The following is a 25,772-nucleotide window of genomic DNA, read 5'->3' on the forward strand; positions in this document are numbered from 1 at the left end:
TGCCCAGGCACTTGATCTGCCGCAGTTTCTGGCCCTCCTGGTCGGTCAGTCTGCGCACCCGCACAAGCTCAGCCACCACACCTCCCGCGGTCGAACGGATGCCACCGCCCATCCAACTGCCCCAACGCCCAACCTGACGAACCTATGCGGTCACAGCACTAGCTGGATTCGCCCGTGCCGGGAACCTGTCGGATGAGCAGAAGGCTGACGACCAAAGCACCTGCGGCGGTGAGGAGTCCGGTGCGGTAACCCGCAGCGAGTGAGTTCACGGTGGTGTCGACGGTCGATGCAGCAGCCAGTGCGCCAAGGACCGCGACACCAACTGCTGTGCCGAGTTCTTGTGCGGAGTTGAGTAGTCCGGATGCCAGGCCCTGGTCGTGGTTCGGAACGCCGGCCGTGCCTGCAGCAAACGTGGGGGCATATGACAGGCCGCTGCCAATGGCGAGAAGAAACAGCGGCGGTAGTACGTCTCGAAGGTAGCTGCCGTTCGTCGGGACTCGGGCGAGTAGGAGCATGCCACCAGCGAGCAGGCAGAACCCGATCAGCACGAGTAGGCGGGCGCCATATCGGGTGATGAGAGCGCCGGCCCGTGGCGAAATGATGAGAATAAGTAGCGTGATGGGGGCAAACGCGAACCCCACCTCCATAGGTGAGTAACCGAGAACCAGCTGCAGATAGAGCGTCGTAAAGAACAGAGTGCCTCCGAGCATCCCTGCATTCACGGCAAGAAGCGCGTTTGCAGCCACCACGTTGGCCCTGCGGATGAGTCGTGGATCGAAGATCGGCGTGTTGTGACGGCGCTCCACCATGATGAACGCCACCAAGGCGGTGGCAGCCGCCACCAGCAGAAATGTTCCCTCATCTTTGTGCCCGCCCTCGGCGAAGCGGGTGATCGCGAGCATTCCGCACGCCAGCGAAAGGACGAGCAGGACCGCGCCGCGTAGGTTGAGGGAGGGCCGACGGTCGTCGCGGCTCTCGGCGAAAACGAAGCAGCCGGCGATGACGGTGACGACGCCGACTGGAACGTTGATGAGAAAGATCCATCGCCAGCCGAGAGTGTCGGTCATCAGTCCACCGAGTAACTGCCCGCCGATTGCGCCCGCCGAACTCACCGCCGCCCAGTAGCCGAGCGCACGGTTTCGCCTGGCTCCCTCTTCGAAGGCAGTAGTCAACAGCGCCAGGGCCGTCGGTGCGACCATCGCCGCGCCGACACCCTGCCCGGCTCGGGCGGTGATCAGTTGCCATTCGTTCTGGGCCAGACCAGTGAACAGGGAGGCGAGAGTGAACAGCGAGAGGCCGAGGAGGAACACCCGGCGGCGACCGAGCAGATCACCGGCCCGGCCGAACGCGATCAGTAGGCTGCCGAAGGTCAGCGTGTAAGCGACGGAGATGAGCTGGAGGTGATCATCGGGGATGGCGAGACCGTTCCGGATCGACGGCAACGCGACGTTGACGACAACAACGTCCACGATGAGCATGGCCTGAGCCGCACAGATCAGGACGATGACGATGCGGCGCCTGCCAGTGGGGTTGGAGGCATATGTCGCGTCGGGCTGTATGGCCATGCCGACCGACAATAGTTTACGATCGTTCGTAAAGTAAAGGTTCTGAGGTGGTCGGCATGACCGGACGTCCACGCTCCGTCAGCGACGAAGCAATTTTCGATGCTGTTGCCGATGTGGTCACTGCGGTAGGCCCATCGGGGCTGACTCTCGCGGCGGTAGCGCGCCGAGCCGGTCTGTCCGCGCCGGGCCTGACCCAGAGGTTCGGCTCCAAGCGCTCCCTCCTGGTCGCCTTTGCCTCCCGGGAAGCGGCCGGCGTCGCCAGCATCTTCGAGGACGCGCGAGCAGCTACGCCCGGACCGTTGGAGGCAATACGCAAAGCGCTCGTCTCGTTGCCTGGTCCGATCACGACTCGAGAGGGCGTGGCCAACAACCTCGCGTTCCTGCAACTGGACCTCACCGACCCGGATCTGCACAGACATGCGGCGGACCTCAGCCGGTCTCTACGGGCGGAACTCACCACCCTGCTGGAAGAGGCCGCGAAGAATGGCGACGTCGTGGTCGACCGGTGCGAAGTGCTCGCTGACAGTCTGTACGCGATCTACTGTGGCGCCCTGCTGACGTGGGCTATCGACGGGACCGGCGAGCTACACAGCTGGCTCGCCGATCGCATAGATCGCACCCTGGCTCCACACCGCCGAGCCCAGACTTGAGGAGCTGCCCGTTGGGCGGCGACGCTTGGTCTTCGGGCAGGCCGGGACCCGCTCGAGTTCACCGCCGGTCAGCCAGTCAGCGGCTCAGGCGGTGCGGCGGGAGCGCGCTAGAGCCAGCCCGCCGAGGACCATGGCGATCAGTCCCACCACCAGGGCGACAAAGCCTCCGACTATTCCGTAGCCGGTGCCGGGACCACCGTCGGCGGCGGCCACAACCAGCCCGCCGATGACGGCACCGGCCAGCCCCGCCGTCAGGGCCAGGATGGCGCCCCTCCCCCCGGTTCCGATACGACCGGCGGACCGGGCCAGAGCCAGCCCGCCGATGACCACGCCGGCCAGTCCCAGTAGCGCGGCCACCAAGGACCAGAAGCGCCCGGCGGTCATCGTGTAAGCAGTGGCGGCAGCCGGCTGGACCAAGACGTTCGCGGCTGCTGGTGTGGCAAGCCCCAATACTCCGAGCAGGGCGGCTGCGCCGGCGGCAGGCAGGTGTCGGACGGACATGAGGTACTCCTTCTCTCCTACGACTGGACGTCGCTGATCATGTCCGTTGGACCCACCGTCGGTCGTTGTGCGGACGCAGACAATTCGCACTGCCGCCAAGGCTGTAGCCGGCTGCCGCAGACGCCGCAGGAGGCGCGAAACTACCGCGTGTGCGGTAGGAGGCTGATCATCTGCACGCAGGAGTTGCCCGCCCGAACATCTGGTTAGGGTGCACGTGTGAGCAGGGGACGGATCGGTGCCAGCGACTGGGTGATCGCCGTTGGAGTGGCGACGACCCTGATGGTCGCCGGGCTGTCCAGGCAACACCCCTCCACGGATCTCGACCTGCTGGGTTACGCGTTGTTGATAACCGGCGGTCTGGCGCTGGCCGCGCGCCGCTGGGCTCCGGTCCCCGTCCTTGCTGTGACCGGGTTGTGCGCCTTGGGCTACCAGGCGGTCGGTTTCGACGTACCTGCCGTCGCATATCTGTTCGCGGTGTATGCCGCCGTACGGGCGGGACACCGCATCGTCACGGTGGCGGGTTCGGTGATCATGCTGGCTACCCTTCCGCTCGCGATCCTCGCGTCTCCCCACGACTGGCCCGTTGGCGAGGCGTTCACGCAGTCCCGTAGCGCCCTGGAGCTGGCCTGGCTGATCGCCGCCGGTGCGGCGGGTGAAGCGTTGCGGCAGGCCGAGCGCCGGGCGGATGCGGCCGAGCACACCCGTGAGGAGACCGCGCGGCGCCGCGCCAACGAGGAGCGGCTGCACATCGCGCGGGAGCTGCACGATTCGCTCACCCACCAGATCTCCGTCATCAAGGTGCAGGCCGAAGTCGCCGTCCACCTGGCCCGCAAGCGGGGGGAACAGGTGCCTGAGGCCCTGCTGGCGATCCGGGAGGCCGGTCGTGAGGCGGCCCGGGAACTGCGCGCGACCCTGGAGGCGCTGCGCGACGACGACAAGAACCCGCCGCATGGGCTCGACCACGTCCCGGAGCTGGTGCAACGGGCCCGGACGACCGGCCTGGACGCGAAGCTGACGATCGAGGGACGCCGTCACGACGTGCCGGCCGCAGTGGACCGGACCGCCTACCGGATCGTTCAGGAGTCTCTGACCAACATCGCCCGTCACGCCGCCGCCGCTACCGCGTCGGTCCGAATCGACTATCGTCCCGACGCCCTGGTCATCCGGGTCGATGACGACGGCAAGGCCACGTCGGACACCGCGCCGGTGCACGGCGTCGGGCTGCTCGGGATGCGCGAACGAGTCACCGCCCTCGGAGGTCACCTGCGGGCGGCGCCGCGCAGCGAGGGCGGCTTCACCGTCCAGGCCGAACTTCCCGTGGATCACACGCCATGATCCGTGTCCTGCTGGTCGACGACCAGCCGCTCATTCGCAGCGGATTCCGCGCGCTCCTTGACGTCGAGGACGACATCGAGGTGGTGGCCGAGGCCGCCGACGGCAGCGAGGCCCTGGCGCTGGCCAGGCAACTCCTGCCCGACATCGCACTCATCGACATTCAGATGCCGGTCATCGACGGCATCGAAGCGACCCGGCGCATCGCCGCGGACCCGACCCTGGCGCGGGTGCACGTCGTCATCCTGACCAACTACGGTCTGGACGAGTACGTCTTCAACGCGCTGCGCGCCGGCGCGGCCGGATTCCTGGTCAAGGACATCCAGCCGGAAGACTTCCTGCATGCCGTACGCGTCGCCGCGCGCGGTGACGCCCTGCTCGCGCCGTCGATCACCCGCAAGCTGATCACCCGGTACGTCAGCCAGCCGCTCAACGCCGGCACGGACACGGCGCTGGAAGACCTGACCAACCGCGAACGCGAGGCCGTCGCCCTGGTCGCGCAGGGCCTGTCGAACGACCAGATCGCCGCCCGCATGGTGATCACCCCGCTGACCGCGAAAACCCACATCAACCGGGCCATGGTCAAGCTCCACGCCCGCGACCGCGCTCAGCTCGTCGTCCTCGCCTACGAATCCGGCCTGGTGGCGCCGCGCACCTCCTGACATCCACGGTCCGGGCGCAGGCACGCGAAAGTCTCTCGCAGCGGGAACCGATACGCGGTTAGGTTTCGGGTAATGCGACCACGCCTTCTTCCCGTCGGAGTCTGCGGCGGGAAGCAGTTGTAGGAGTGGAGTGTGATGGCAGAAGTCCCCTACCGCCTGGAGGGGCCCGAAGACCCATGACGTCGCCGATCGACGTGAACGTGCCGATCCGGAAGGCGGCCCTCGTCCGGTGGCTCCGGCGCACTCACCCGATCTCGCCGTCATCGAGGTTGGACAACGGCATCCCCTGACGGGTGGCGTCGGCTCTCTCCTGGTCGAGCGGGTGGAGATCACAGCCGTACGGTCGAGTGGTCGGAGGGAACAGTTCGACGTCGTCGCGAAGCGTGCATCCTCCGCCGAGGTGATCGCCTTGCGTGAGATCGCGTCTGTACCTGCTGCCGACGCCTTCCCGGAGCTGATTGACGCAGGCACGGATCAGTCCGGACCGTGGGTCGTGACACCGTTCTATCCGGGCGCGACGATGCCGTGGGATGCGGAAGTTCCGGAGACGGTGTTCGCGAGCTTGGCGCGGTTGCACCATCGACATCTCGAGACAGCGAGCACGCTGCCTGCAGACCTTCGACGAGTCGATGGGGCGTTCTGTCGCGAGGCTCTGACGGACTTCGCCTCGTCGTGGATTCGCGATGCCCAGCGCAAAGCGCCCCATCCGCTTCACGACCGTGCCCTGGATCTACTGCATCGATGGTCCTACGACGAGCGGATCTACGCCGGTCCGGACGTACTACCCGCCACCCTTCTGCACGGCGATGTGTACGGCCTCAACGTTGTCGTTGCAGAAGACTCGGATGGACCGCCTCGCCTCATCGATTGGGGAAACGCGCGGGTTGGGCCGATCATGCTTGACGTTGCCCTATCCGCCACCAAGTCCTCGGCTGGGTTCTCCGCCTACCTTCGGGCGTGGGAGGACGTCGCTGGCTGCCCGCTGGATCCGTGGCAGGCAGATGCGGGTCACGCTTGGGCGAGAGCCATCAGTAACGCGATGTTCGTTGGCGCAGTCGCCGAACGGTTCGGCCCCACCTACGCCGAGAAGATGCTCGACCAGGGCGAGGCCGCGCTGGAACGATCTGGGCAACTTCTTGCAGGACGCTCACCCCGCCGCCCGTAGCTCGGTCCCAGCCGTACGACCCTCGGATGCGGTACCCATGCCCACCTGCCGACGTCGAGAACCGATCACCAAGGCTGAAGTCACAGCAAAATAAGGGACTGAGCCGGGAAGGTAGCCTCAGACCTCGTGCACGAATCGATCGACCAAGACCTGGGGTGTGTGATGTTTGCTGGAGAGAAGGTCACCTTACGTGGTGTGACGCGCGAGGACCTGCCCGTGCTTCTTTCGTACTACAACGACCCCGAGGTCGACCTTGCCGCGGGGGACTTGCCGTCCCCGACGTCGATGGAGCGGCTCGAGAAATGGTACGAACGGTTGGTCGAGCAACAGCCGATGCGCCGCTTCGCCATCGAGGCGGACGGGAGGTTCATCGGTACGTGCCTTCTGCAGGACATCGACGAAACGGCCGGGCATGCTGAGCTCGGAATCACCATTGGTGACAAGGACTCCTGGGGACGTGGTTACGGCAGAGACGCAATCCGGGTCCTGCTTGACTACGCGTTCCGACTGGCGAACCTCCGCCGGGTATGGCTACGGACGCACGCCGAGAATGTGCGTGCGATTCGTGCCTATCAGGCTGTCGGCTTCGTGGAGGAGGGCCGACTGAGGGAACATCAGTGGCTCGCCGGTCGGTACGTCGACACAGTCCTCATGGGCATCCTTCGGAGCGAGTTCTGCGACCGGCGTGACCGGACTCCCACAGGCGCCACACGTGCACCTCGTCAGTCGCGGTGAGGCCGGACAGCGAGAGCGTCCACGGTGGGGGTTCGGTGGGATAGAACCGAACAGTTGCGCTGCGGCCGGAGCCGGTGAACAGCTCCCCGACCGAACCGTCGACGAACCAGCGCAGCGACATGGTGCTGGTGGACAGGATTTCCGGCTCGTCGAAGGTGTAACTTCCTCCTTCGGCGCGCGGGTCGCGGCTGGCTTGGTCCCGGTCGATACTCACCTGGCCGGTCGCCCAGTCGACCACAACATCGAGCCGTTCGCCGGCGGAGGTGCCGAGTGACATTCTCGTCGGCTCACCGCGATGCCCACTGAGCTCGAGCTCGACCTCGAACTGCGCAGGCACGGATCGTCCGATCTCTTCTTGCCGCAGGCCCGTGAGCGCTTCGACAGGTGCGCTGGCGAGGCGACCGTCGGGCGTCAGGCTGACGGTGCGCGGCAGTGAGATCATCCCCGACCAGTCGGCCTCATGGGTCCAGTCCGCCGCCCGGCTCTCGGTGACCCAGCCCCACATGATCGGACCGTCGCCGCCCTCGCGCAGCACCGAGGCGGCGTAGAAGTCCGGTCCGGCATCTACCTTGCCAACCCGCTCGGGGATCAACTCATGCCCCGACCGACGGCCGGTGACGGCAAGGACGCGGTTCGCAGCGCTCCTGTCGAACTCGTACGCGGAAACCAGCAGCGCCTCGTGGTCGCCGAACGACACCAGCTGTGGGCATTCCCACATGTCACCGAGCCCTGTTCGCTCGTCCGGTGTGGCGAACGAGCCGTGGTAGGCCCACTTCTCCAAATCGTCGGAGGTGTACAGGCGCGCGGACGGGCCACCGGGCACCGCACCGGCGCCGACCAGCATGGACCAGCGACCGCCTTCCCGCCACACGAAGGGGTCACGGAACTGCTCTACCTGCTCGGAGGGCTCTGGGTCCGCGACGACCTGGTGGGGCGGCCCGAACGACTCCCCGCCGTCGGTCGACAGATCCGAGAGCACCGACTGGTAGCGGTGTCCCTGCCGCATTCCGGAGTAGAACGCCACCACTCCGTCGTCGGTCAACACGGTGTTGCCCGACCAGCAACCATTGCGGTCGGCACCGTAGGGCTGCGGCGACATGGCCGGGCGGTGATAGCGCCAGCTCACCAGATCCGCACTGCTCGCGTGACCCCACACCACCGAGCCCGTGTGGGCGGTGTCGTGGGTGTACTGGAAGTACAGGTGCCAGCGACCGTCGATGCGCACCGGCCCGTTCGGGTCGTTGACATATCCGGTGGGTGGCCGCGGGTGGTAGCGGGGGAAGTGATGGTCTGCCGACAAGACTGCTCCTCTGCTCTACCGGAACGATCCGGCGGTGATGCCCTCGACGACGATAGCGCTGGGCGACCACGATCACAGCTGGGCCTCTCTCAGTCGGCTGTCCGAGCGGGCTCGGCGAAGTTGGGGCTCTTCTTGCCCTCGAGAGCCCCGCGCATGGCCGTCAGCCACATCGGGCCGGCGAGCGTGCCACCCCAGACCTGATCGCCGCCAACGACCCGACCGTTGATCGTGGTGCCGATGAGAGAACGCAGTACTGGGTGGGCATCGGCAACCGCAGCGGCGGCGACCAGGTTGCTGGTGTAGCCCATGAACCAGACGGCCTTGCGGCTCTCGGACGTACCTGTCTTTCCAGCGACCTGGCGACCTTCGGACATCATGCTCATCTTCTGCCCGGTCCGGCCGGAGTCGGTGCCGTCGACGACCTGACGTAGCACGTAGTTGACCTTGTCCGCGACGTCCTTGGGAATAGCCTGCTTGCAGTCCGGCCCGCGCACCGGGAGCGGGTTGCCATGGCGGTCGAGCACCTGGGTGAACGGCACTGCTCGACAGTGCACGCCGCGAGCGGCGAAGGCGGCGTAGGCCTCAGCCATCGACAGCGGCGCGATCTCGTTGACCCCGATCGTGAACGGCTTGATCTGCAGCAGCGGCAGACCATCGGCGCGGACTGCCCCGAGCTTGGTGGCGATCTGGGCCGGTTCGCAGATGCCGGTTTCGGCTTCCAGGTTGGCGTAGTACGTGTTGACCGAGCGACCCGTACCACTGATCATGTCGCTGGTCGCCCCGGCGCTGGTGGAGTTTCCGATGGACCAGAAGTCGCTGTTGTAGCCATGCTTGCCGTTCGGGCAGTTCGCCACCGGCCGACTGATTGCCGTACGTCCTGGCGACGGCAGTCTTTCGGTGAGCGGCATACCTTGGCGAATGGCTGCGGCGAGTACGAACGGCTTGTACGTCGATCCAGGCGAGAAGCCCACACCACCGCCATGCCTCTGCGGCACGTTGACGTTGACGTAGGTCTTACCCTCGCCCTCGCCGTACCCCTTTGACTGGGCCATCGCCTTGATCGATCCGGTGCGCGGTTCGACCATCGACAGCGCGCCATGTATCAGGTCTGTCGGAGCGACAGTTTCCGAAACCGCCTTCTGCGCTGCTTCCTGGGCCCGGATGTCGAGGGTGGACTTGATTGTCAGGCCACCGCGGTAGAGGGCTCGCTGTCGCTCCTCCTGGGTCTTGCCCAACGCCGGGTCGGAGAGCAGAACCGCGGCCACGTAGTCACAGAAGAACGGGTACTTCGAGTAGTAGCAGCCCTGAGTGAACGGGGTCATCCGCAGCCCGAGCGGGGTCTTCGCAGCCGCTGCTGCCTGCTTCGGCGGGATCAACCCTTCGTGCACCATCCGGGAGAGCACGAGGTTTCGTCGGGCCAGGACAGCCTGCGGCTTCTGCCTGACGTCCAGGCCATTGGGGTCGCGGACAAGACCGGCCAGCATCGCCGCCTGGCTGAGAGTCAGCTTGGACGCCGTGGTGCTGAAATAGTATTTCGCGGCGGATTGGATTCCGTAGGCACCGTCACCGAAGTAGACAATGTTGAAGTACTTTTCCAGAATCTTGTCCTTCGTCATCGTCTTCTCGAGCTCGACGGCGTAGCGCAGCTCCTGGAGTTTTCTGGCATAGGACGCCTCGGTGACCTTGGCTTGCTCGGCTGGAGTCTTGGCATTCTCAAAGAGCACCAGCTTGACGTACTGCTGGGTGATGCTCGACCCACCTTGCGAGACCCCACCGCCTTGCTGGTTACGGACGAACGCCCGCAGCGTGCCCTGCATGTCGAGCGGACCGTGGTCGTAGAACCGCGCGTCCTCGATCGCCAGGAGGGCTCGCTGCATCACCGGTGCCACCTGGTCCAGTTTCACCTCGACCCGGTTCTGGTCATAGAAGGTCGCGAGAACCTTGCCGTCCGAGGCGAGCAGCTGGCTGCGTGCAGGCAGCGCCGGCACTTGGAGGTTGCGGCTCATGCCCTGGAACGAGTCGGTCACGGACTTGGCCGTCAGGCCCACGGCGCCGACGAACGGGATCGCCAACCCGGCCACCAAGGCCCCGGCGAGCACCGATACCGCGATGAACATGACGAGGTGTGCGAAAAAGCGAGGCTTTCGTCTGGCCCGAGACATCATGCGGCTTTCCTTTCCCGGCGCGGCGAAACGGAAGAGTTCTGCTATCGGGAGACTGAGCTGCACGAGTGAGGTCGGGACTTGCTGTTCACTTCCCGAGGAGTTGTTGACCAGGTTGTCGCATCAGATTCGCGACTCTTGGACGCCATGACTGCTCCCGTTCTGGGCTTCCCCCGTAGCCCACCTGGACGCAGCTGAACTCAGCGAATGTCCTCAGCCAGGAGGTTATCCGCGCTGCGCCGAGCCCGACTTGAGTTCGACAGAACTTGGCGTTGCCCTATCGACAGAAGGGAGGTCAAATAGACCGCATAACGGCACAGCGGACATGAGGCACAACGGGCGGTCTCGTCGGGACAAGAACCCCTCGTCGAGGAGCCGGTGTGCGGACGACTTCCTCGGCGGGTTCACCACCCGTGAGGCTGGCGAGGAATGGACGCTCGTGGAGCGAGATCAGCAGGATGATCGGGAGGTCGGCGCCGGCATAGGCGAACGCGATGGTGTAGACGGTGGCGGCGCGTCGGCTCCGTCGGACTCGTCCTCGCCATCCCTCTCACCACGGCTGTGGGCGACCGCCGCGGCGGGCGCCGGTGCGCCCGCCCAGTTCATCCTGGTCCATGGGAGGGCCAGGTCTGCCAGGCTTGCTGCAGAGCGCGGGGTGAGGCTGTCGAGGGCGGGTGCATCATGGTGTCGGGCGAAGACGGTTTCGACATAGCGGTGTCCGGTGTCGGCGGCGATGAACATGACAGTTCCGTCGACGGAGTGTTGTTCCCATCGCGCGCACAGGTAGGCGGCCCCGGTGGAGAGCCCGGCGAAGATGGCGTGTCGGCGGAGCAGGTCGATGCTGCCTGCGCGGGCGGCGTTGAAGGACACCCAGTGGATCGTGTCGTACAACGCGTGTGAGACGTTCCCGAACGGGATCGAGCTTCCGATGCCGGCAATGATGATCGCCGGATCGGAGATGTGTTCACTTCCGAAGGTGATGCTGCCGAACGGTTGGATGCCGACGAGGGTGACCGACCGCCCCCGATCGCGGAGGAAGGTCGCGAGCGCACCGGTCGATGCACCGGATCCCACGCCACCGACCATGGCGATGGCCTCGGTGGGTGGGAGGGAGGCGTCGATCAGGTCGGCAACCGCGAGATAGCCCGCGTAGTGGATGTCGTCGTGATACTGGCGCATCCAGTGGTAGGACGGATTGGCCTTGAGGATCTCGGCGATTCGCTGGACTCGCAGGCTCTGGTCCAGCTTGAGGTTCTGCGACGGCCGTACCTGCTCCAAGGTCGCACCAAGGACAGCGAGCTGCGCCTTCAGCACCGGATCGACCGTCGTCGAGCCGACGATGTGGCAGCCCATCTCGTAACGGTGGCATGCCAGTGCAAGGGCGTAGGCGTATATTCCACTCGAGCTGTCGACCAGCGTGTCGCCTCGACGCACATGTCCCTGGTCAAGCAGGTACCGCACGGCGCCGAGTGCCGAGATCACCTTCATGGTCTCGAAGCGCACACAGACGAGCTTGTCCTGGATTCGAATCAGGTCGGGAAGACTTGTCGCGTCCGCGATATGACCGTACATCCGTGCCCTCCCCGCGGCGTGTGGTGCCTCCTTCGTTCCTTCGAACCGGGGGTACGACGTCGGGCCCTCCGGTTGGCCGGCCCGTCGGCGGACCGGACCCGTTCGCGTGGTTCAGTGCGGTTGGTGCGCGACGGTGTGCCCGCCCGCGCGGAACACTCCGGTGATCTGTAGTCCGTGCGCCACCAGTTCACGGGCGCATCGGCCTATCCTGCTCCGCAGCTTGGAGCTCCTGGGATCGAACAGCAGGCCGGCTACGTTGCCGCTGTGAGCTACCTGGACACCGGCTGCGCCGAACGCGCCGGCGAGATCTTCGAGCAGGCCGAGTTCCTCCTTGACATGCACACGCTGGTTGCTCCGAGCACTTTCGGTGCAGACTCGGCCGAGCAGCCTGACATCGGCGTCCGCGACGGCCCGGCGGAGGGCGGCGCGCAGCCGTTCGAAGTGCTCGAGATCATCGTCACCGTACTTGATCGTCGGTAGGGACAGCGTGTCCACGGGACGGCCGTTCCCGGTCCCGCATCCGAGGACGACTGTGGGCGGCAGAGCGCCTCCCAGGTCTTCCAGGACGCGACCCTCCCGCTGCGCGAACAGGAGCGGACGGCCGGCCAGCATCAGCGGGTCGGTGGCGTTCTCGGCGTTAACGGCGAGTCGGGCGATCATCAGGGATGGCAAGGTCACGTTGCAGCTTGCGGCCACCGCTCGAACGGCCGCAATGACGTCGCTGGTGGACGATCCCATCCCGAGTCCGATCGGCACGTTGCTGTCCAGCTCGAGGTGTCCACCGCTTCCCGGCTTGTGCTGGAGGTGGGCGCACGCATTCGCCGCGAGGACCGCGGCGCGTCGCGCCTTTGTCCGGTCCGACGGCTCGACGATGACCTCATCCGTGGAGGTGGCCGGGTTGGGGGTGAACACCGCGCGGGCGCCGTACCGGTCCATGGGCAGAGTGACCAGCCCGCGGCAGGCAGAACCGTCGGTGTCCCTGAAGAAGCCCTGCAGTACTTCGCCGTGGTGGCATCCAGAAATTCCCACGCCCGCGTGGGGACGTCGAGAACGGCTGTGCGAGCGGGCGCCGCCGCTGTCGCCGGCCCTCCTGTGGTCGCTCACCCGCACGGCTCGGCTCCCGCGCTCGGTGTGGAGCGGAGCACAGCCACGGCTGCCGCCACGGCGGCCGCGCTGATCGCACCGAACCCGATGGCGATGCCGACATAGCCGCCGAGACCGAGGCCGAGGCCTCCCACCGCGGCGCCGACGAACACGCCGAGGCTCTGGCCCGCTGCGTTCACACTCAGGGCCGCGCCGCGAACCGTGTCGCATCGGCGCACCAGCAGGCTCACCACACACGCGGCCACGGCAGCGTGGCTGGCCCCGAGCAGTGCGGTGCAACCCAGCGCGAGAGGGAGCGTTGGTGCGGCGTAGAAGCCGAGGATTGCGACCAGCGAACAGCTGGCTCCCACCAGCAGCACCCGTTCGACCGGAAGCCGGGAGGCTCTGTTGATCAGTCGACCGGTCAGCAGGTTTCCCAGGAAGAAGGAGGTGCCCGAGAGAGTCCACACGAGCGCGAAGACGCTTGGTGTCAGGTCGAACCGGTCGTCGTAGAACGCGGCGAGGTAGGCGAGGTAGCCCATGAATGCCGCCGTCCGAAAACCACCGACGGCGAGCAACGGAACGGCGCCCCTGGTGCCCGCGAGAGCTAGGAAGGACGCGAGGTAGCTCGGCCGAACCGATGGCTCCGAATCCAGTGACGCCCTGGGAGCCCGACGCCTGAGCAGGACGACGGCGAGCAGGCCGGCGAGCGAAGCAACCGCGAGCAGGTCGCCCTCCCACCCCCACCACAGCGCTGGCAACGCGATGAGCGGTGCAGCCAGCATGGCGGTCAGCGACTGCGTCGCGGTGACCAGCGTCGCGGCGCGGCCGGCCGCCGCGCCGGTGCAGTACTGGTCGGCGGCGGCCGCTCCCAGCGCGGGGTTGAGCATCGCGGTCGCGGCACCGATCAGGAGACAGAACGCCGCGAACGTGGCCAGACTGCCGACGGCGCCGAGTACGCAGGACAGGCCGAGGAGAACGAGCGCGGCCGCGGCGGCGAGCTGCTTCGGTATCCGGTCGATGAACGGGGCGAGTGCGGTGCCGACGATGAGCGCAGCGATCCCGCCGAGCCCGCGCAAACTGCCCATCGTCGCGGCACTCGTACCGGCGTCGGCGGCGATCGGCACCAAGAACGTACTGAAGACTGTGAACGGCACGAGGCCGACAGCAGACGACAGTAATACTGGCCACAAAGTGCGGGCCATGCGCAGGTCGCTGGGTATGGCCTCGCGGGTGGTGAGGTCGTCTGCGGTGGTGCTACCCCTCATCGCCGTGCATCCCCCATGAAGTTACCTGCGCGATAACGGAAGAGCGGGGTCGGCTCCGCGCTGAACTGCGAGAACGGGAACGGCTCGGCAGACAAGGCCGTCACTCCGGCGCCGAGGAAGCAACGAACGACCGCGCTACCGGTTTGCGCGTACACCACAAGAGGAATCTCGCGTTCCCGGCACCGGCGCAGGATCTCGTCGAACGTCCCGTTGGACAGGGTCATGCCGGTGGCGACCACCGCGTCCGCCACGTCGAGGACCTTCCTCATGTCGTCAGTGACCGGCTCACCCCACTGGGTGGTACGAAGGTTGAGATCGCACGGCAGACAGTCGCCGCCGCGACTGCGGATCGCGGCAACCAGCGGGTTGACCACGCCGATCAGGGCGACGCGCGCACCCTCGCCGACGTCGAGGAGGCCCGCGATTGCGTCGTCGCGGGCTCGGGCCCGAACCTCCGGCGGCCCGTACGGCAGCTCGACCCGCTCCGCCAGGCCGGCGGCCGCGGCTTCGCGATGAGGCTGTTGCTCGGCGAGATAGGCGTCCAACGCCGCCACACGGATCGGCAGCGGCATGTCTGCGCCCAGGAGGGACGCGACCGGGCGGCCCGAGGCGTCGGCGCAGATGCTCACCTCGACCTCGCCGGCCTCGAACGCGCACGCACCGAACGAACGGCCGACCCGAACCAGTACGTACTGGTTGAGGTAGGTGACGTCGCCCCCGGCCAGTCTGGTGCCGTGATGGAGCCAGAACACACTGGTAGCCGCCTGGCTCGCCGGTGCCGGGCCGAGCTCGCCGGCAACGGCGCTGGTCAACAGATCGGCAACGGTACCGGTGCTCACTTCATCGTTCTGCATGTCCTCAGTCCTCGTCTGTGCCGTGCGCCTGGAGCGGAACACCCTCGTTTGCCTTCATTCATCGTCCGATCGATCGGAGATATCTGGCGAAGTCTTCGGCACCCTCGATGCTGCGCGGGCTGGTGACCGCTTGGCCGTAGTCGAGGACGTAGAACCGGTTGTTGCGTACCGCCGGGGTCTCGGCCAGCGCGGGCAGCGATTTCAGGTACGCGATCTTGTCCTCAACCGGTTGGTCTCCGTAGTCCACGACGGCGATCACCTCGGGCCTCGCCTTCACGACCGCTTCCCAGCCCACTGTTGTCCAGCGCTGATCGAGATCGGAGAAGATGTGGTCGCCGCCGGCGAGCGTGACGATGGTGTGCGGCGTGGTCTGGTTGCCGGAGGTGAAGGGCTCGTCAGTGCCGGAGTCGTAGACGAAAACCCTCGCCCGTTCGGTTTCTGGTTGCCGGTTCCGAAGCGCCTCGACGCGGTGCTTCAGGTCTGCGACAAGCCTCTCGGCACGGCGCTCGATGTGGAAGATCTCGCCGATCTGCTCGAGGTCGGTGTAGAGGGCTTGAAGAGGGCGCACCCGTGCTGGGTTGTCGCCATAGTCAAAGCAGGTCTCGGTGTACATGTAGCTCTTGATGCCTACCTGGTCGAGGAGGTCGGGCGTCACACCGCGTTCTTCGGAAAAGCCGGAGTTCCAGCCCGCCAACACCCAGTCGGCCTTGACGTCCACGACCACTTCACGGCTCAGCACGTCATCGCTGAGAATTTCGACGCGCTCGTAGTCATCCTTGTGCGGCGAACGCTCGGCAGGTTCCTCGGCCGTCTTCGGCAGTACGATGCCGCGCATCTGGTCGGCCAGGCCCAGCGCGAACATCTTCTCCGTCGCACTCATGTCGTACGCCACGGCACGTTTCGGCATGGGATAGGTGATCTCACGCCCGCAGTTCTCGATCGTGACAGGTATCGGGCCTGAGTCGCCACGCGGCTGCACCTCCGCCCCACAGCCGGCCAGGACTCCAGCGGTCGCCGCCAGCAACGGGATCAGGACACGTTTCATCGAGCGCTCCCTTCTTTGCTGTTCATGTCAAAGCTGTCGCGTGAGGTGAGGTCGTACAGCAGGCGGGGGGCGCCGGTCTGCGGATGTGCAACGATCACCGGCCGTACACCGAACACGCGATCCACCAGATCAGGTGTGAGCACCTCATCGGGGGCTCCACTCGCCACGAGCTCTCCATCCTTCAACACACCAAGGCGGTCACAGGTCGCGGCGGCGAGGTTGAGATCGTGCAAGGCGATCAGGACAGTGAGACCACAACGGCGCAGGAACGCCAACAGCTCGACCTGGTGTCTCAGGTCAAGATGGTTCGTCGGCTCGTCCAGCACCAGCAGCTCCGGCTCCTGCGCCAACGCACGGGCGATCAGAACGCGCTGGCGTTCACCACCTGAGAGGGTCAGCACGCTTCGATCTGCCAAGTGCGGCACGTCAGTCCGCCGCATCGCCTTCTCACACAGCTGACGTTCCCGTACGTTCAATGCTCGCTTGTCCTCGTGATGAGGGAACCGGCCGAGCGCGACCACTTCTCGTACGGTGAAATCGAGATCGGACTGGTTCTCCTGAGTGACAGCGGCGACCCGGCGGGCACTGTCACGAAGGGCCAGGGTTGTCAGATCCGCGTCGTCCACACGGACAACTCCCGCGGTAGGACGAAGCGCACGGTACACACACCGCAGGGCGGTGGACTTTCCGCTACCGTTCGGCCCCACCATGCCGACCACCTCGCCGCTGCCCACCTTGAGGCTGAGCGCCCGAACCAGTGCCACACCCGCGAACTCGACCGAAACGGCGTCCAGGACCAGGCGCATCATCGGCCCCCGAACAGGTAGCCGCGACGTCGCATCAACGCCACAAAGACCGGCACCCCCACCAGCGCGGTAATCACGCCGAGCGGCAACTCTCGTGGGGGCAGGAGAGTACGCGCCACCAGGTCCACCCACACCAGGAAGATCGCCCCCACCCACGGCGCGATCACGAGAACCTTGCCGTGGCTCGGCCCGACGACGAGTCGTACCAGATGCGGAACGACCAACCCGATAAAGCCGACAGCGCCACTCACCGCCACGAGAGCGCCCGTGACCACCGCAGTCAGGAGAAAGAGAAACCGGCGCAGTGCCGCGACATCCAGTCCGAGGGTCGCGGAGGTCTCATCTCCATGCGCCATCACGTCGAGTGCCCCTGCCCGACGAAGCACCACGACGATGGCGAGGACGACGGCACCTGCCGCGAGAGGCAACGAACCCCACGTCGCAGCGCCGAGACTTCCGAGCAGCCAGAACAGTACGGTCCGGGCAGCCTCCCCCTGCGGCGCGAAGAAGACGATCACACTCATCACGGCCTGAAAGCCGTACGCCAACGCAACGCCCGTGAGCACAAGCCGAAGCGGACTGACTCCGAACCGAGTGCGGGCCGCCACGTACACCAAACCTGACGCGGCCAGAGCGCCCAGAAACGCAGCCGCGGACAACGCGTAGATCCCCAACGCCGCGAACAGGCCGAAACCCACGACCGCGCTCGCGCCGACCGAAGCACCCGACGACACACCGAGAATGAACGGGTCCGCCAGCGCGTTGCGGACCATCGCCTGAACGACGACACCGACCACGCTGAGCCCGGCGCCGACCACGGCCGCGAGCAGGACCCGGGGCGTACGCACGACCCAGACAATCGAGTACCCCGTCACGTCATCGGCCGGGATCGTGCCACCGATCAACGCTGCGCCGACGTAGCGGAGCGAGTCGCCCAACGACACTGTCGCTTGCCCGAGAGCGACACCAGCCACCATGGACAGCAGGAGCACAATCGCCAGTCCAGCAACGGCAACCAGCACCACTGTCGAATCCTCGAGGGGCCTGGCCGGCCGGGCCAGCCGCTGGTCTGCCACGTATCCCTCTCCCCCATCGCCGCGTACGCAAGGACTGACCGACGCCCAGCCGCTGACCTATGGACCGCGGCCAGCGGTCACGACAACCACCTTTACGACAACGATTTCCATTGTCAAGTCAATGCGGCCATACCTGTGCCGCGGCATTAGCCTGATGCCCGCAGGAGGAACATCCATGGTCGGGAGGGGTGATGTCCCATGCGCTGGGTAGTGGTCGCCGTTGCGGCGATGCTCGTCGCGGCGAGTCTGGTCGCCTTGTCGGGGGTCTCTTGGCGGCATCTCACCTCAACAGACCGGGGTCTGCTGCGAGCCAACCGGATCGCCCGCGTTGGTCGGTGGTTTCGGGCGGGTTGTGCGCGCCTGCTGGCAGCGCTGGCGGCCTGGCCTCATGTCGTCGAAATTGCCGCTGGGCTATCCCGTGCGAGTGTGCCGGCCACTCCTTCCTCGGTGGTGTGGCGGTCCGGTCCGGCAGTGCTCCGGCGCTACATGAGCGAACATCGTGCACCCGGCCCACCTGTCCTCGTGGTGCATTCGCTGGTCACCCGCTCCTGGGTGCTCGACCTGGCGCCGGGTCACAGCCTGATCGCCGCGCTCCGGGGCGCGGGCCATGACGTGTACCTGCTCGACTGGGGAGTCCCAGGACCCGCCGAGGAAGGCTGCGGGTTCGACGCCTACGTCGCCACGCTGATGCTGGCCGAGCAGGCAGTCCGCGAGCACAGCGGCCAGCCGGAGGTGCATCTGGTCGGCTACTGCCTGGGCGGCACGCTGGCTCTGGCTGCGCACGCGGCGCTCGGCGATGCCGGGCTGGCGTCCCTCACCGCGATTGCCCCATTCATCGACACGGCGGCCGCGGGCCGCCTGGGCGGGTTCCTCCGCTCACCACGCCTGGCGCCCGCTCTCGCCCTCGATGGGAATGGTCTCCTGCCCGCCCCGCTCATCCGGGAGAGCTTCCACTGGCTCCGCCCCATCGCACTGCGCGCGGCCCGCCAGACCTGGCGCCGGCGACGGGATCTGACCTGGCGAGCGACGGCCGGCCCACTGTCCCGGTGGGTCTGGGAGCAGACGCCTATTCCCGGCGCGTTGCTGTTCGACCTCGTCGACTACGCCCGCAGCAACGCCCTCCTCGACGGCCGCTGGGCCGTGGACGGCCGACCAGCACGCCTGGAAAGCCTCAACGTGCCCATCATGCTCGCCGTCGCCGGGGCCGACCACATCGTGCCGCCACCTGCCAGCCTCGCGCTCATCGACCGGCTGCGTCGACCACCACGGGTAGCCGAATGCCCCGGCGGGCACGTCGCGATGCTCACCGGCACCCGCTCGATCCTCTACCGCGAACTCTTGGACTTCCTGACCACCACCAGGGCCGAACAGAGATAGCTGGAGCCCAGGGAGAGACACGGGTTGCTGCCGGCCAGCAGCCCGGGCGCTCCGGACGAGCGGGCGGACGGCGGCGAGCGGCCGGCGTTGGCCTTCTACGGTGCGGACATCGGCATCCTGACCGGCGCCGCGGCGCTAGGTTCGATCGTGGGACCCGCTCGGGTGGGCGGGTCCGTCGAGGAGGTGGCTCGCGATCTCAGCATCGATCGCCGCCGACGTGGTGTCCGCGCTCGGGCTGGACGGCCCGGACGCCGAGCCGATCGTCGGCGGCCGGGTCAGCAAGGTCTGGCGGGCCTACCGGGACGGCGCGCCGGTCGCCCTGCGCCAGTCGCCGCCCTTTCGGCTCCTGCCCGAGGTCGCCTACGAGTGCGATCTCTTGGGGACCCTCGCCGAGGTGGGCGCGCCGGTCGCGGCTGTCCTCGCGGGACCGACGCTGGTGGACGGCTCGGTCTGGGTGGCGTTCAGCTGGGTCGACGGCGCACACCCGGCCGTCCCGGTCGAGGATCCGGCCAGCTACGGTCGGCTGCTCGCCGAGCTCCACGAGCGCACCGCGAAGCCGGCGGTTCGGCTCGGGCAACGACCGGGCTGGGGCCGGCTCGACGAGTTCCTCACGGTGCCGCGCCCCGGCGGCGGCCGGACGATGGCGGAGGTTCTGCCGGACTTCGAGCGGGCGTTCGGTGCGGCGGGGGCATGGCTGCGGCGGATGGCTGAGGACGTGCACGGACGCCTGAGCGCGGCGTCGATCGATTCGTTCCCGCGGGTCGTTGCCCACGGCGACTTCGCTCCGGGCCAGGTGCTGATGCACGACGGCGGTGTCGGCGCGGTCGTCGACTGGGACTTCGCGCACCTGGACCTGCGGTTGGCCGACATCGCGATCGCCGCGTCGCTGGCGCGGCCGACGGTGGCCCGGGCAGCCACCTTCGTACGCGGCTACCTCGACGTCGCAGGCACCGATGTCGGTGACCTCGACCTGCTCGCGGATCTGCGCAGTGCGTTCCACCTGAGCAACCTCGGCAACCATCTCTGCGCGCGCTGGGCCAACGGCGCCGACATCGCGCCGCAGGTGACGATGCTCACCGAACGCCTTGAGCGCGAGCAGTGGTTTGGGCCGACGCTGGTGGCCGCGGCTCGCGAGGCCACGAACACCCGGTCCACGCGCGCCAACCACCCGCCCGCCACGGCACCGGTCACCCGCGCATCGTCCGACCTCGAGCTGGCACACGCGCTTGCCGACCGCGCGGCGGTGGTCGCGCGGCACTACTTCGAGCGAGGCGTCACCACGCAGACCAAGGCGGACGCGAGCCCGGTCACCGAGGCGGACCGAGCGGTGGAGCGGCTCCTCCGGGACGCGCTCGCCGAACTGCGACCCGACGACGGAGTGCTGGGCGAGGAGTTCGGCGGCGATGGAACCGGCGACCGGACCTGGATCCTCGACCCGATCGACGGAACCGGCGCGTTCGCCCGCGGTGACTCGCACTGGCGGATCCAGATCGCCCTCGACAGCGGCGGCGAGATCATCGTGGCCATCGTCGACGCGCCGGCGTTGGACGTCCGCTGGTGGGCGGAGACCGGCACCGGGGCGTACGAACGCGTGACCGGCGGGCCCGACCGGCGGCTGCGGGTCTCGAAGACGGCAGCGATCGAAGACGCGCTCGTCGCCGCTCACCCGTTGCCACTCGCCCACCGGCTACCGGCCCGAACCCGGCAACCGGCCCAGACGCCACTACCCCTTGTCGAACTCATCCGCGGCGAGCTCGACGCATATTTCGTGGAGTGCTGCCACCCCTGGGACCACGCACCCTGGATCCTGCTCGTCCACGAGGCCGGTGGCTCGTTCACCGACCACCGCGGCGGGATCACGCCGGACCAGCGGGGTGGGCTGTACTCCAACGGCCGGATCCACCACGACCTGCTCACCGCGCTGTCACCGCCCATCACGCCCAAGCAGACCGCCGAGTGACGTCGCTCTACCTCCACTACCGCACCGGCGGAGGCCGTCGCCACCCGGAATGGCGTCAACCTGTCCCCCGGTTGGGAGGAGTTGATCGGCGCCGGCCAAGGTCAAGAGAACGCCAGGCGGGAGCTCCAAGAACGGCGGGCACCACACCACGTAGCCGTACGGCCAGCGGCGTTCGTACGTCCGTGCGTGAATCCGGCGGAGCGCGTTCGAACGGGATCTCCGCCGACAGCTTCAGCGGTACCCGCGGGCTTGCAGCTCGTAGAGCTCGCTGTAGTGGCCGCCGCGGGTGATGAGTTCGGTGTGGGTTCCTTGCTCGATGACGCGTCCGCGATCGAGGACGACGACGTGATCGGCGGCGGCGACGGTGGAGAAGCGGTGGGTCACGAGGATGGTGATGGTGCCTGCGTCCCGCCCTGCTCTCGCGGCTTGGGTGTAGCGGTCGAACAACTCGTGTTCGGTGGCGGCGTCCAGTGCGGCGGTGGGTTCGTCGAGGATGCGGATGAGAGGGGTACCGCGCATCATGCCGCGGGCGATGGCGAGTCGCTGCCACTGGCCACCTGACAGGTCGACCCCTCCGGGCCAGGTGACGCCGAGTTGGGTATCGAGGCCGCGTGGGATCGAGGTCAGAACGGCTTCGGCCGCACCCGCCTGGATCGCGCGACGTACCGCGGATTCGTCGTCGCGTGCGGGTAGGTCGCCGATCCCGACGGTCTCGCGGAGGTGGAACTCGAACCGTACGTGGTCTTGGAACGCCCCGGCGAGCCGTGACCGCCACCCAGCCGGGTCGAGACTGGCAAGGTCCACGCCGTCGATCCGGATGGCTCCGCTGGTTGGCGTGAGCATGCCGGTGATCAGATTGACCAGCGTGGTCTTGCCGGCGCCGTTCTCGCCTACCAATGCGATGACACGGCCCGCGGGCAGGGTGAGCGAGACATCCTCGAGCGCCGGGCGCTCGTGCCTGGGATACCGGTAGGTGACTCGATCCAGTACGAGTTCATCCCTGAGCGTCGCTGGGGGTGTGTCCCAGCCGGCGTGCGCCGCCCGGATCCGCGCGGTTTCGTCGACGAGCCAGAGGAAACGACCAGCGGTACGGGTCATCGCGGCAACGTCGTGGATGATGCCGCGCAGACTGCCGCTCACGCCCTGCAGCCGGCCGACCAGCAGCAGGGCCAGGGTGAGTTCGGCCACGCTGACCGGACCGCCGATGGCGTCGCGGACCAGAAACGCCAGGACTGCACCTGCGGCACCGTAGAAGATCACCTGCACCGCGATGTTGACCGCAGACTCTCTCACCGCGAGTCCCACCTTCGGCGCCCACCAGGCACGGGTGGCGGCGGCGAGCCGGCTACGCAGTGGGTCGGCCAGCCCGAAGACCCGAATCTCACCGGCACCGGCGGGCGAACCACCCACCTGCATCAGATGCGCGGCCAGCCGACCCCGTTCGGCTCCGGCCGCCTCGGCCCGGCCCTGCCAACGAGCAAGCAGTGGACCCACGAGGACGCCAGGAACACCGGCCACGGCGACCAGCAGCATTCGCCAGTCAGCGGTTGCGGCGAGCGCGATGACGCCGACGACGCCGGCCATTCCGCTGAGGCTGTTCAGCAGTGTGTTGACCGCAAGCCCGAGGGATCCCCGCTCCTCTCGCATGATCTGCAGCTGGTCGAGATAGTGCGGGTCGTCGAGGTGTTCGATGGTCGGAACCGATGCGGTGATCTCGGCAATACGCGCATCGAAGGCGTAGCTCACCCGCTCCAGCTGGCCGGCACGGGCGTTCATCCCCAACCAGATCAGCGCCCGACCGACGGCGATCTGCGCCACGAACGCACCGGCGGCGAGCGCCATCAGCGACGTGTCGTGTGCGACCGCGCCGGCAACGAACCAGGCCAGGCACAGCGGCTGCAGCAGTTGAAGGATCACGCCACTGGTCTCGGCCAGGCAGAGCACCGCCTGCCATGGCGCGACCCGAATCGACGAGGTGACCAGCAAGTGCATGGCGCGCCAGAAGCTCCGAACCGCATCCACCACACGGCTCATGCGACACCCCTGGCAGCGGCGAACCGGGAAGCCTGCAGCTCGAAGAGCCGGGCGTAGTCTCCTCGAGCAGCAACAAGGTCATCATGGGTACCGTCCTCGACCACCCGAGCGCCGCCGGAGTCTGAAGGTCCGACCACGACAATCCGTTCGGCATGCCGAACGCTGGACAGCCGGTGACTGATCAGGATCGTCGTCAGCCCCGACCGCAGCCGTAGCAAGGACTCGAACAGCGCGACCTCTGCACGTACGTCGAGCGCCGCGGTCGGCTCGTCCAGCACAAGAATTCCCGCACCTGCCCGGACAGCGGCCAGTGCCCGGGCAAGTGCGATCCGCTGCCACTGGCCCCCGGACAGGTCGGTACCTCCGGTGAACTCCGCCGAGAGCACCGTGTCCCACCCGTCGTCCAGGCCCGCGACCACGGGATCGGCGCCGGCATCGACCGCGAGCCGATCGAGATCGTCCACCCGGCTCCAGCCCGCGCCCGCCTCGACATTCGCCCGGGCCGAGAGGCCGAAGCGTACGAACTCCTGGAAGATCACCGAGATCCTGCGCCGCGCCTGTGGGTCGACACTCGGGTCCAACCCATCGATGCGGACCTCCCCGCCCTGCGGACTCCACAGACCGCACAGGAGCTTGACGATCGTCGACTTCCCCACGCCGTTGACCCCGACCACAGCGACCGACTGCCCGGCCGGAATCGTGAGATCGAGGTGCGCGAGTACCGGCCCGTCTGCACCGGGGTAGCCGAACGTGACATCCCGCAACTCGACGACGCTCGCCGAGCCCACGCCCGCCGAGCCCACGCCCGCCGAGCCCACGCCTGCCGCCGCCCCACGGGACTCCTCCCGCACCGGAGCCGGCAGGAACGGCAGGCCAAGTCGCGCCCGAAATGCCGCGACCGCAGCCACCGACGATGCGGTGCGTCCCAGCCCGGTCTCCGCATCCCCCTGCGACCCGAACGCAGCCAAACCCAAGATCCCTTGCACTGCCGCGACAACCACACCGGTCGAGATCTGGCCTGCGGCGGCGTCGGCGGCCAAGACCGCGAACGCTCCCGCGTTCACCACCAACAGCACCACCAGGGGCGGCAGCGTGCCGCCGACCCCGCGAAGGCGCCGCGACGACACGATGGCCATCGTCTCGCGACAGACGGCCACAAAACCGTCGAGCAGCCACCCGCCCAGCCCGAACAGCCGGATCTCCTTCGCCGCGGCACGACCACCCAGGACACCTTGCAGGTACGACGCGCGCCGCCGCCCTAGACCGGTCTCGCCGATCATGTCGTCGAAGACCGCACTGCGCCAACGCGCCACCGCACGTGACAGCAGGAGCCAGCACCCCACCAGGACCGGGCCGACCCACCACTGCCACATGGAGACGACGATCAGTGCGCCGACACCGTTCAACCTGTTCGACAGTGCACCCCACGTGCCGCCGATCCCGCTCAGGAACAACCAGTCCCGCGACGCATCGACTGCCGACTCCATCTGCTGCGCACCCGTTGGGTCCTCCAGATGCGCCACCGAATGCGGACGCACGCCCGTGTCGGCAACGAGGTCGTAGTACGCGGCCAGATATCGCGCCGAAGTGACTTCCTCGACGCCACGAGACACCGCCCCCGCGACTGGCGCCGCCACCCACACCACCACCGTGACCACCAGCCACACCCACGACTCGCCCGCCGCGGCTGAATCCATCCCCGCCCGAACGGCTGCGCTGACCGACTCGACCAACTGGCCCGACGCGACCATTGCCACCGTGATCGCACACGCCTGCATCACGGCGAGCGCCACACAGGCGGCCGCCATGCCGGGCGCTGCGTGCCACAGCAAGCGAGCATGCAGCAGATACCGGTTCGGGACACGGCGTCGACGACCAGGACCAAACACAGGCACGGAAAAGACAACCCCCTAAGGACAGCTCCGAGAGCTTCGTGAACAGCGATGGCCCCGCGGCGGCGGACGCCTGATGTCAGCACACCGGACGCGTCCTCCGCACGCCGTATATGACCTAGATCACAGCCAACCCGGCTTCGCTCCACGCCTCGAGAGCGGACCGCGCCGCAGCAATGTCATCCATCTCGTGGAGGCTACGCAGCTAGAGACCGGCTTCGCACGACGCCTTATCTGACAAGATTTTGGTCACTTCTGGATCACGGCGCAGGCCACGCGCGTGACGTCCTTGCCGTCCGTCCCAGGCCGCCGAACTACGTGAAGTACGGCGCGCCGGCACCACCGACGTTGAAGCGCTGCCCTCCAACGTGAACACCGCGATCACCCCGCCAACCCCGGAAGGATCACGATGGGCGGTGATGTGACCCTCGCCCTCGGGATAGCGAGTCCAGGTCACTTCATTGAAGAAGGGGACGGGCGGAAAATCCCGTGGCCTCGGCGGGTATCGAAAGCTGCGACACAAGCTCGGTAGCCACCTCGACTACGGCGTGGGCGCACTCTGCCATGGGGAGACAGGTGGCGGATCCAACCTGGCGAACACTGCCGCCACCTTCATCCTCCTGGAGAGGATGCCAGACTCCTGGATTCGCTTTCCGCGGTCCCCCGCAGGCGCGTTGCGACCGCAGGCTCGACGTCCATGGACGCATCCGGCGTCACGAGGCCAAGTTCGTGG

Annotated in this window: 20 protein-coding genes; 7 read left to right on the forward strand and 13 right to left on the reverse strand. The window is 67.4% G+C overall.

Features of this window, described 5'->3' with window-relative positions; genetic code table 11:
* Nucleotides 1-158 precede the first annotated feature (158 nt).
* A complete protein-coding gene (locus tag ABN028_RS11350) occupies nucleotides 159-1,637 on the reverse strand; it encodes an MFS transporter (protein ID WP_349696588.1) in 1,479 nt (492 codons plus the stop codon).
* On the opposite strand from ABN028_RS11350, the gene ABN028_RS11355 reads away from it, so the two are divergent.
* On the forward strand, nucleotides 1,622-2,215 hold the full coding sequence (locus ABN028_RS11355) for a TetR/AcrR family transcriptional regulator (protein ID WP_349329366.1): 594 nt from the start codon (nucleotides 1,622-1,624) through the stop codon (nucleotides 2,213-2,215). The two genes, ABN028_RS11350 and ABN028_RS11355, sit on opposite strands and share 16 nt — an antisense overlap.
* 84 nt (nucleotides 2,216-2,299) lie before the next feature.
* Here the strand turns inward: ABN028_RS11355 and ABN028_RS11360 are convergent, their stop codons facing one another.
* Nucleotides 2,300-2,716: a DUF6223 family protein gene (locus ABN028_RS11360; RefSeq protein ID WP_349329365.1), complete on the reverse strand. Its 417-nt coding sequence runs from the start codon at nucleotides 2,714-2,716 to the stop codon at nucleotides 2,300-2,302.
* Nucleotides 2,717-2,932: 216 nt separating this feature from the next.
* Here ABN028_RS11360 and ABN028_RS11365 point away from each other — a divergent pair, with 216 nt between their 5' ends.
* The 4 genes from ABN028_RS11365 (at nucleotide 2,933) to ABN028_RS11380 (ending at nucleotide 6,610) form a co-directional block, all read left to right on the forward strand.
* A complete protein-coding gene (locus tag ABN028_RS11365) occupies nucleotides 2,933-4,051 on the forward strand; it encodes a sensor histidine kinase (RefSeq protein WP_349329364.1) in 1,119 nt (372 codons plus the stop codon).
* Nucleotides 4,048-4,710, forward strand: a complete 663-nt coding sequence (locus ABN028_RS11370; RefSeq protein ID WP_349329363.1) for a response regulator — start codon at nucleotides 4,048-4,050, stop codon at nucleotides 4,708-4,710. The genes ABN028_RS11365 and ABN028_RS11370 overlap by 4 nt, the downstream gene beginning before the upstream one ends.
* A 229-nt stretch (nucleotides 4,711-4,939) precedes the next feature.
* Nucleotides 4,940-5,875, forward strand: coding sequence for a phosphotransferase family protein (locus tag ABN028_RS11375; RefSeq protein ID WP_349696589.1), 936 nt, complete (start codon nucleotides 4,940-4,942; stop codon nucleotides 5,873-5,875).
* Between the two features lie 162 nt (nucleotides 5,876-6,037).
* The gene (locus tag ABN028_RS11380) at nucleotides 6,038-6,610 is read left to right on the forward strand and encodes a GNAT family N-acetyltransferase (protein WP_349329500.1); all 573 of its coding nucleotides are present in this window, start codon (nucleotides 6,038-6,040) and stop codon (nucleotides 6,608-6,610) included.
* Here ABN028_RS11380 and ABN028_RS11385 read toward each other — a convergent pair.
* From ABN028_RS11385 to ABN028_RS11425, 9 genes are all read right to left on the reverse strand, one after another.
* On the reverse strand, nucleotides 6,525-7,910 hold the full coding sequence (locus ABN028_RS11385) for a glycoside hydrolase family 32 protein (protein ID WP_349696590.1): 1,386 nt from the start codon (nucleotides 7,908-7,910) through the stop codon (nucleotides 6,525-6,527). The two genes, ABN028_RS11380 and ABN028_RS11385, sit on opposite strands and share 86 nt — an antisense overlap.
* Before the next feature lie 89 nt (nucleotides 7,911-7,999).
* A complete protein-coding gene (locus ABN028_RS11390) occupies nucleotides 8,000-10,027 on the reverse strand; it encodes a transglycosylase domain-containing protein (RefSeq protein ID WP_349329360.1) in 2,028 nt (675 codons plus the stop codon).
* Nucleotides 10,028-10,522: 495 nt separating this feature from the next.
* Nucleotides 10,523-11,644 (reverse strand): pyridoxal-phosphate dependent enzyme, encoded by a 1,122-nt coding sequence (locus ABN028_RS11395; RefSeq protein WP_349696591.1) that lies wholly within the window; start codon nucleotides 11,642-11,644, stop codon nucleotides 10,523-10,525.
* A gap of 111 nt (nucleotides 11,645-11,755) precedes the next feature.
* A complete protein-coding gene (locus tag ABN028_RS11400) occupies nucleotides 11,756-12,580 on the reverse strand; it encodes a GHMP family kinase ATP-binding protein (protein WP_349696592.1) in 825 nt (274 codons plus the stop codon).
* A 164-nt stretch (nucleotides 12,581-12,744) separates the two neighbouring features.
* Nucleotides 12,745-13,995, reverse strand: a complete 1,251-nt coding sequence (locus ABN028_RS11405) for an MFS transporter (RefSeq protein WP_349696593.1) — start codon at nucleotides 13,993-13,995, stop codon at nucleotides 12,745-12,747.
* The gene (locus ABN028_RS11410) at nucleotides 13,992-14,849 is read right to left on the reverse strand and encodes a Rossmann-like domain-containing protein (RefSeq protein ID WP_349329356.1); all 858 of its coding nucleotides are present in this window, start codon (nucleotides 14,847-14,849) and stop codon (nucleotides 13,992-13,994) included. The genes ABN028_RS11405 and ABN028_RS11410 overlap by 4 nt, the downstream gene beginning before the upstream one ends.
* Nucleotides 14,850-14,907: 58 nt before the next feature.
* Nucleotides 14,908-15,894, reverse strand: a complete 987-nt coding sequence (locus tag ABN028_RS11415) for an ABC transporter substrate-binding protein (protein WP_349329355.1) — start codon at nucleotides 15,892-15,894, stop codon at nucleotides 14,908-14,910.
* Nucleotides 15,891-16,703, reverse strand: coding sequence for an ABC transporter ATP-binding protein (locus ABN028_RS11420; protein ID WP_349696594.1), 813 nt, complete (start codon nucleotides 16,701-16,703; stop codon nucleotides 15,891-15,893). Before ABN028_RS11420 ends, ABN028_RS11415 begins: the two co-directional genes overlap by 4 nt.
* Nucleotides 16,700-17,776, reverse strand: coding sequence for a FecCD family ABC transporter permease (locus ABN028_RS11425; RefSeq protein WP_349696595.1), 1,077 nt, complete (start codon nucleotides 17,774-17,776; stop codon nucleotides 16,700-16,702). Before ABN028_RS11425 ends, ABN028_RS11420 begins: the two co-directional genes overlap by 4 nt.
* A gap of 426 nt (nucleotides 17,777-18,202) precedes the next feature.
* On the opposite strand from ABN028_RS11425, the gene ABN028_RS11430 reads away from it, so the two are divergent.
* Nucleotides 18,203-19,153, forward strand: coding sequence for an alpha/beta fold hydrolase (locus tag ABN028_RS11430; protein WP_349696596.1), 951 nt, complete (start codon nucleotides 18,203-18,205; stop codon nucleotides 19,151-19,153).
* Nucleotides 19,154-19,370: 217 nt separating this feature from the next.
* A complete protein-coding gene (locus ABN028_RS11435) occupies nucleotides 19,371-21,113 on the forward strand; it encodes an inositol monophosphatase family protein (protein WP_349696597.1) in 1,743 nt (580 codons plus the stop codon).
* A gap of 231 nt (nucleotides 21,114-21,344) precedes the next feature.
* Here the strand turns inward: ABN028_RS11435 and ABN028_RS11440 are convergent, their stop codons facing one another.
* Together ABN028_RS11440 and ABN028_RS11445 are read right to left on the reverse strand one after the other, a co-directional pair.
* Nucleotides 21,345-23,147, reverse strand: a complete 1,803-nt coding sequence (locus ABN028_RS11440; protein ID WP_349696598.1) for an ABC transporter ATP-binding protein — start codon at nucleotides 23,145-23,147, stop codon at nucleotides 21,345-21,347.
* Nucleotides 23,144-24,979, reverse strand: a complete 1,836-nt coding sequence (locus ABN028_RS11445; RefSeq protein ID WP_349696599.1) for an ATP-binding cassette domain-containing protein — start codon at nucleotides 24,977-24,979, stop codon at nucleotides 23,144-23,146. The genes ABN028_RS11440 and ABN028_RS11445 overlap by 4 nt, the downstream gene beginning before the upstream one ends.
* Nucleotides 24,980-25,772 lie beyond the last annotated feature (793 nt).

This window comes from Actinopolymorpha sp. B17G11 (assembly GCF_040196095.1).
In the GTDB taxonomy this organism is placed as follows: Bacteria; Actinomycetota; Actinomycetes; order Propionibacteriales; family Actinopolymorphaceae; genus Thermasporomyces.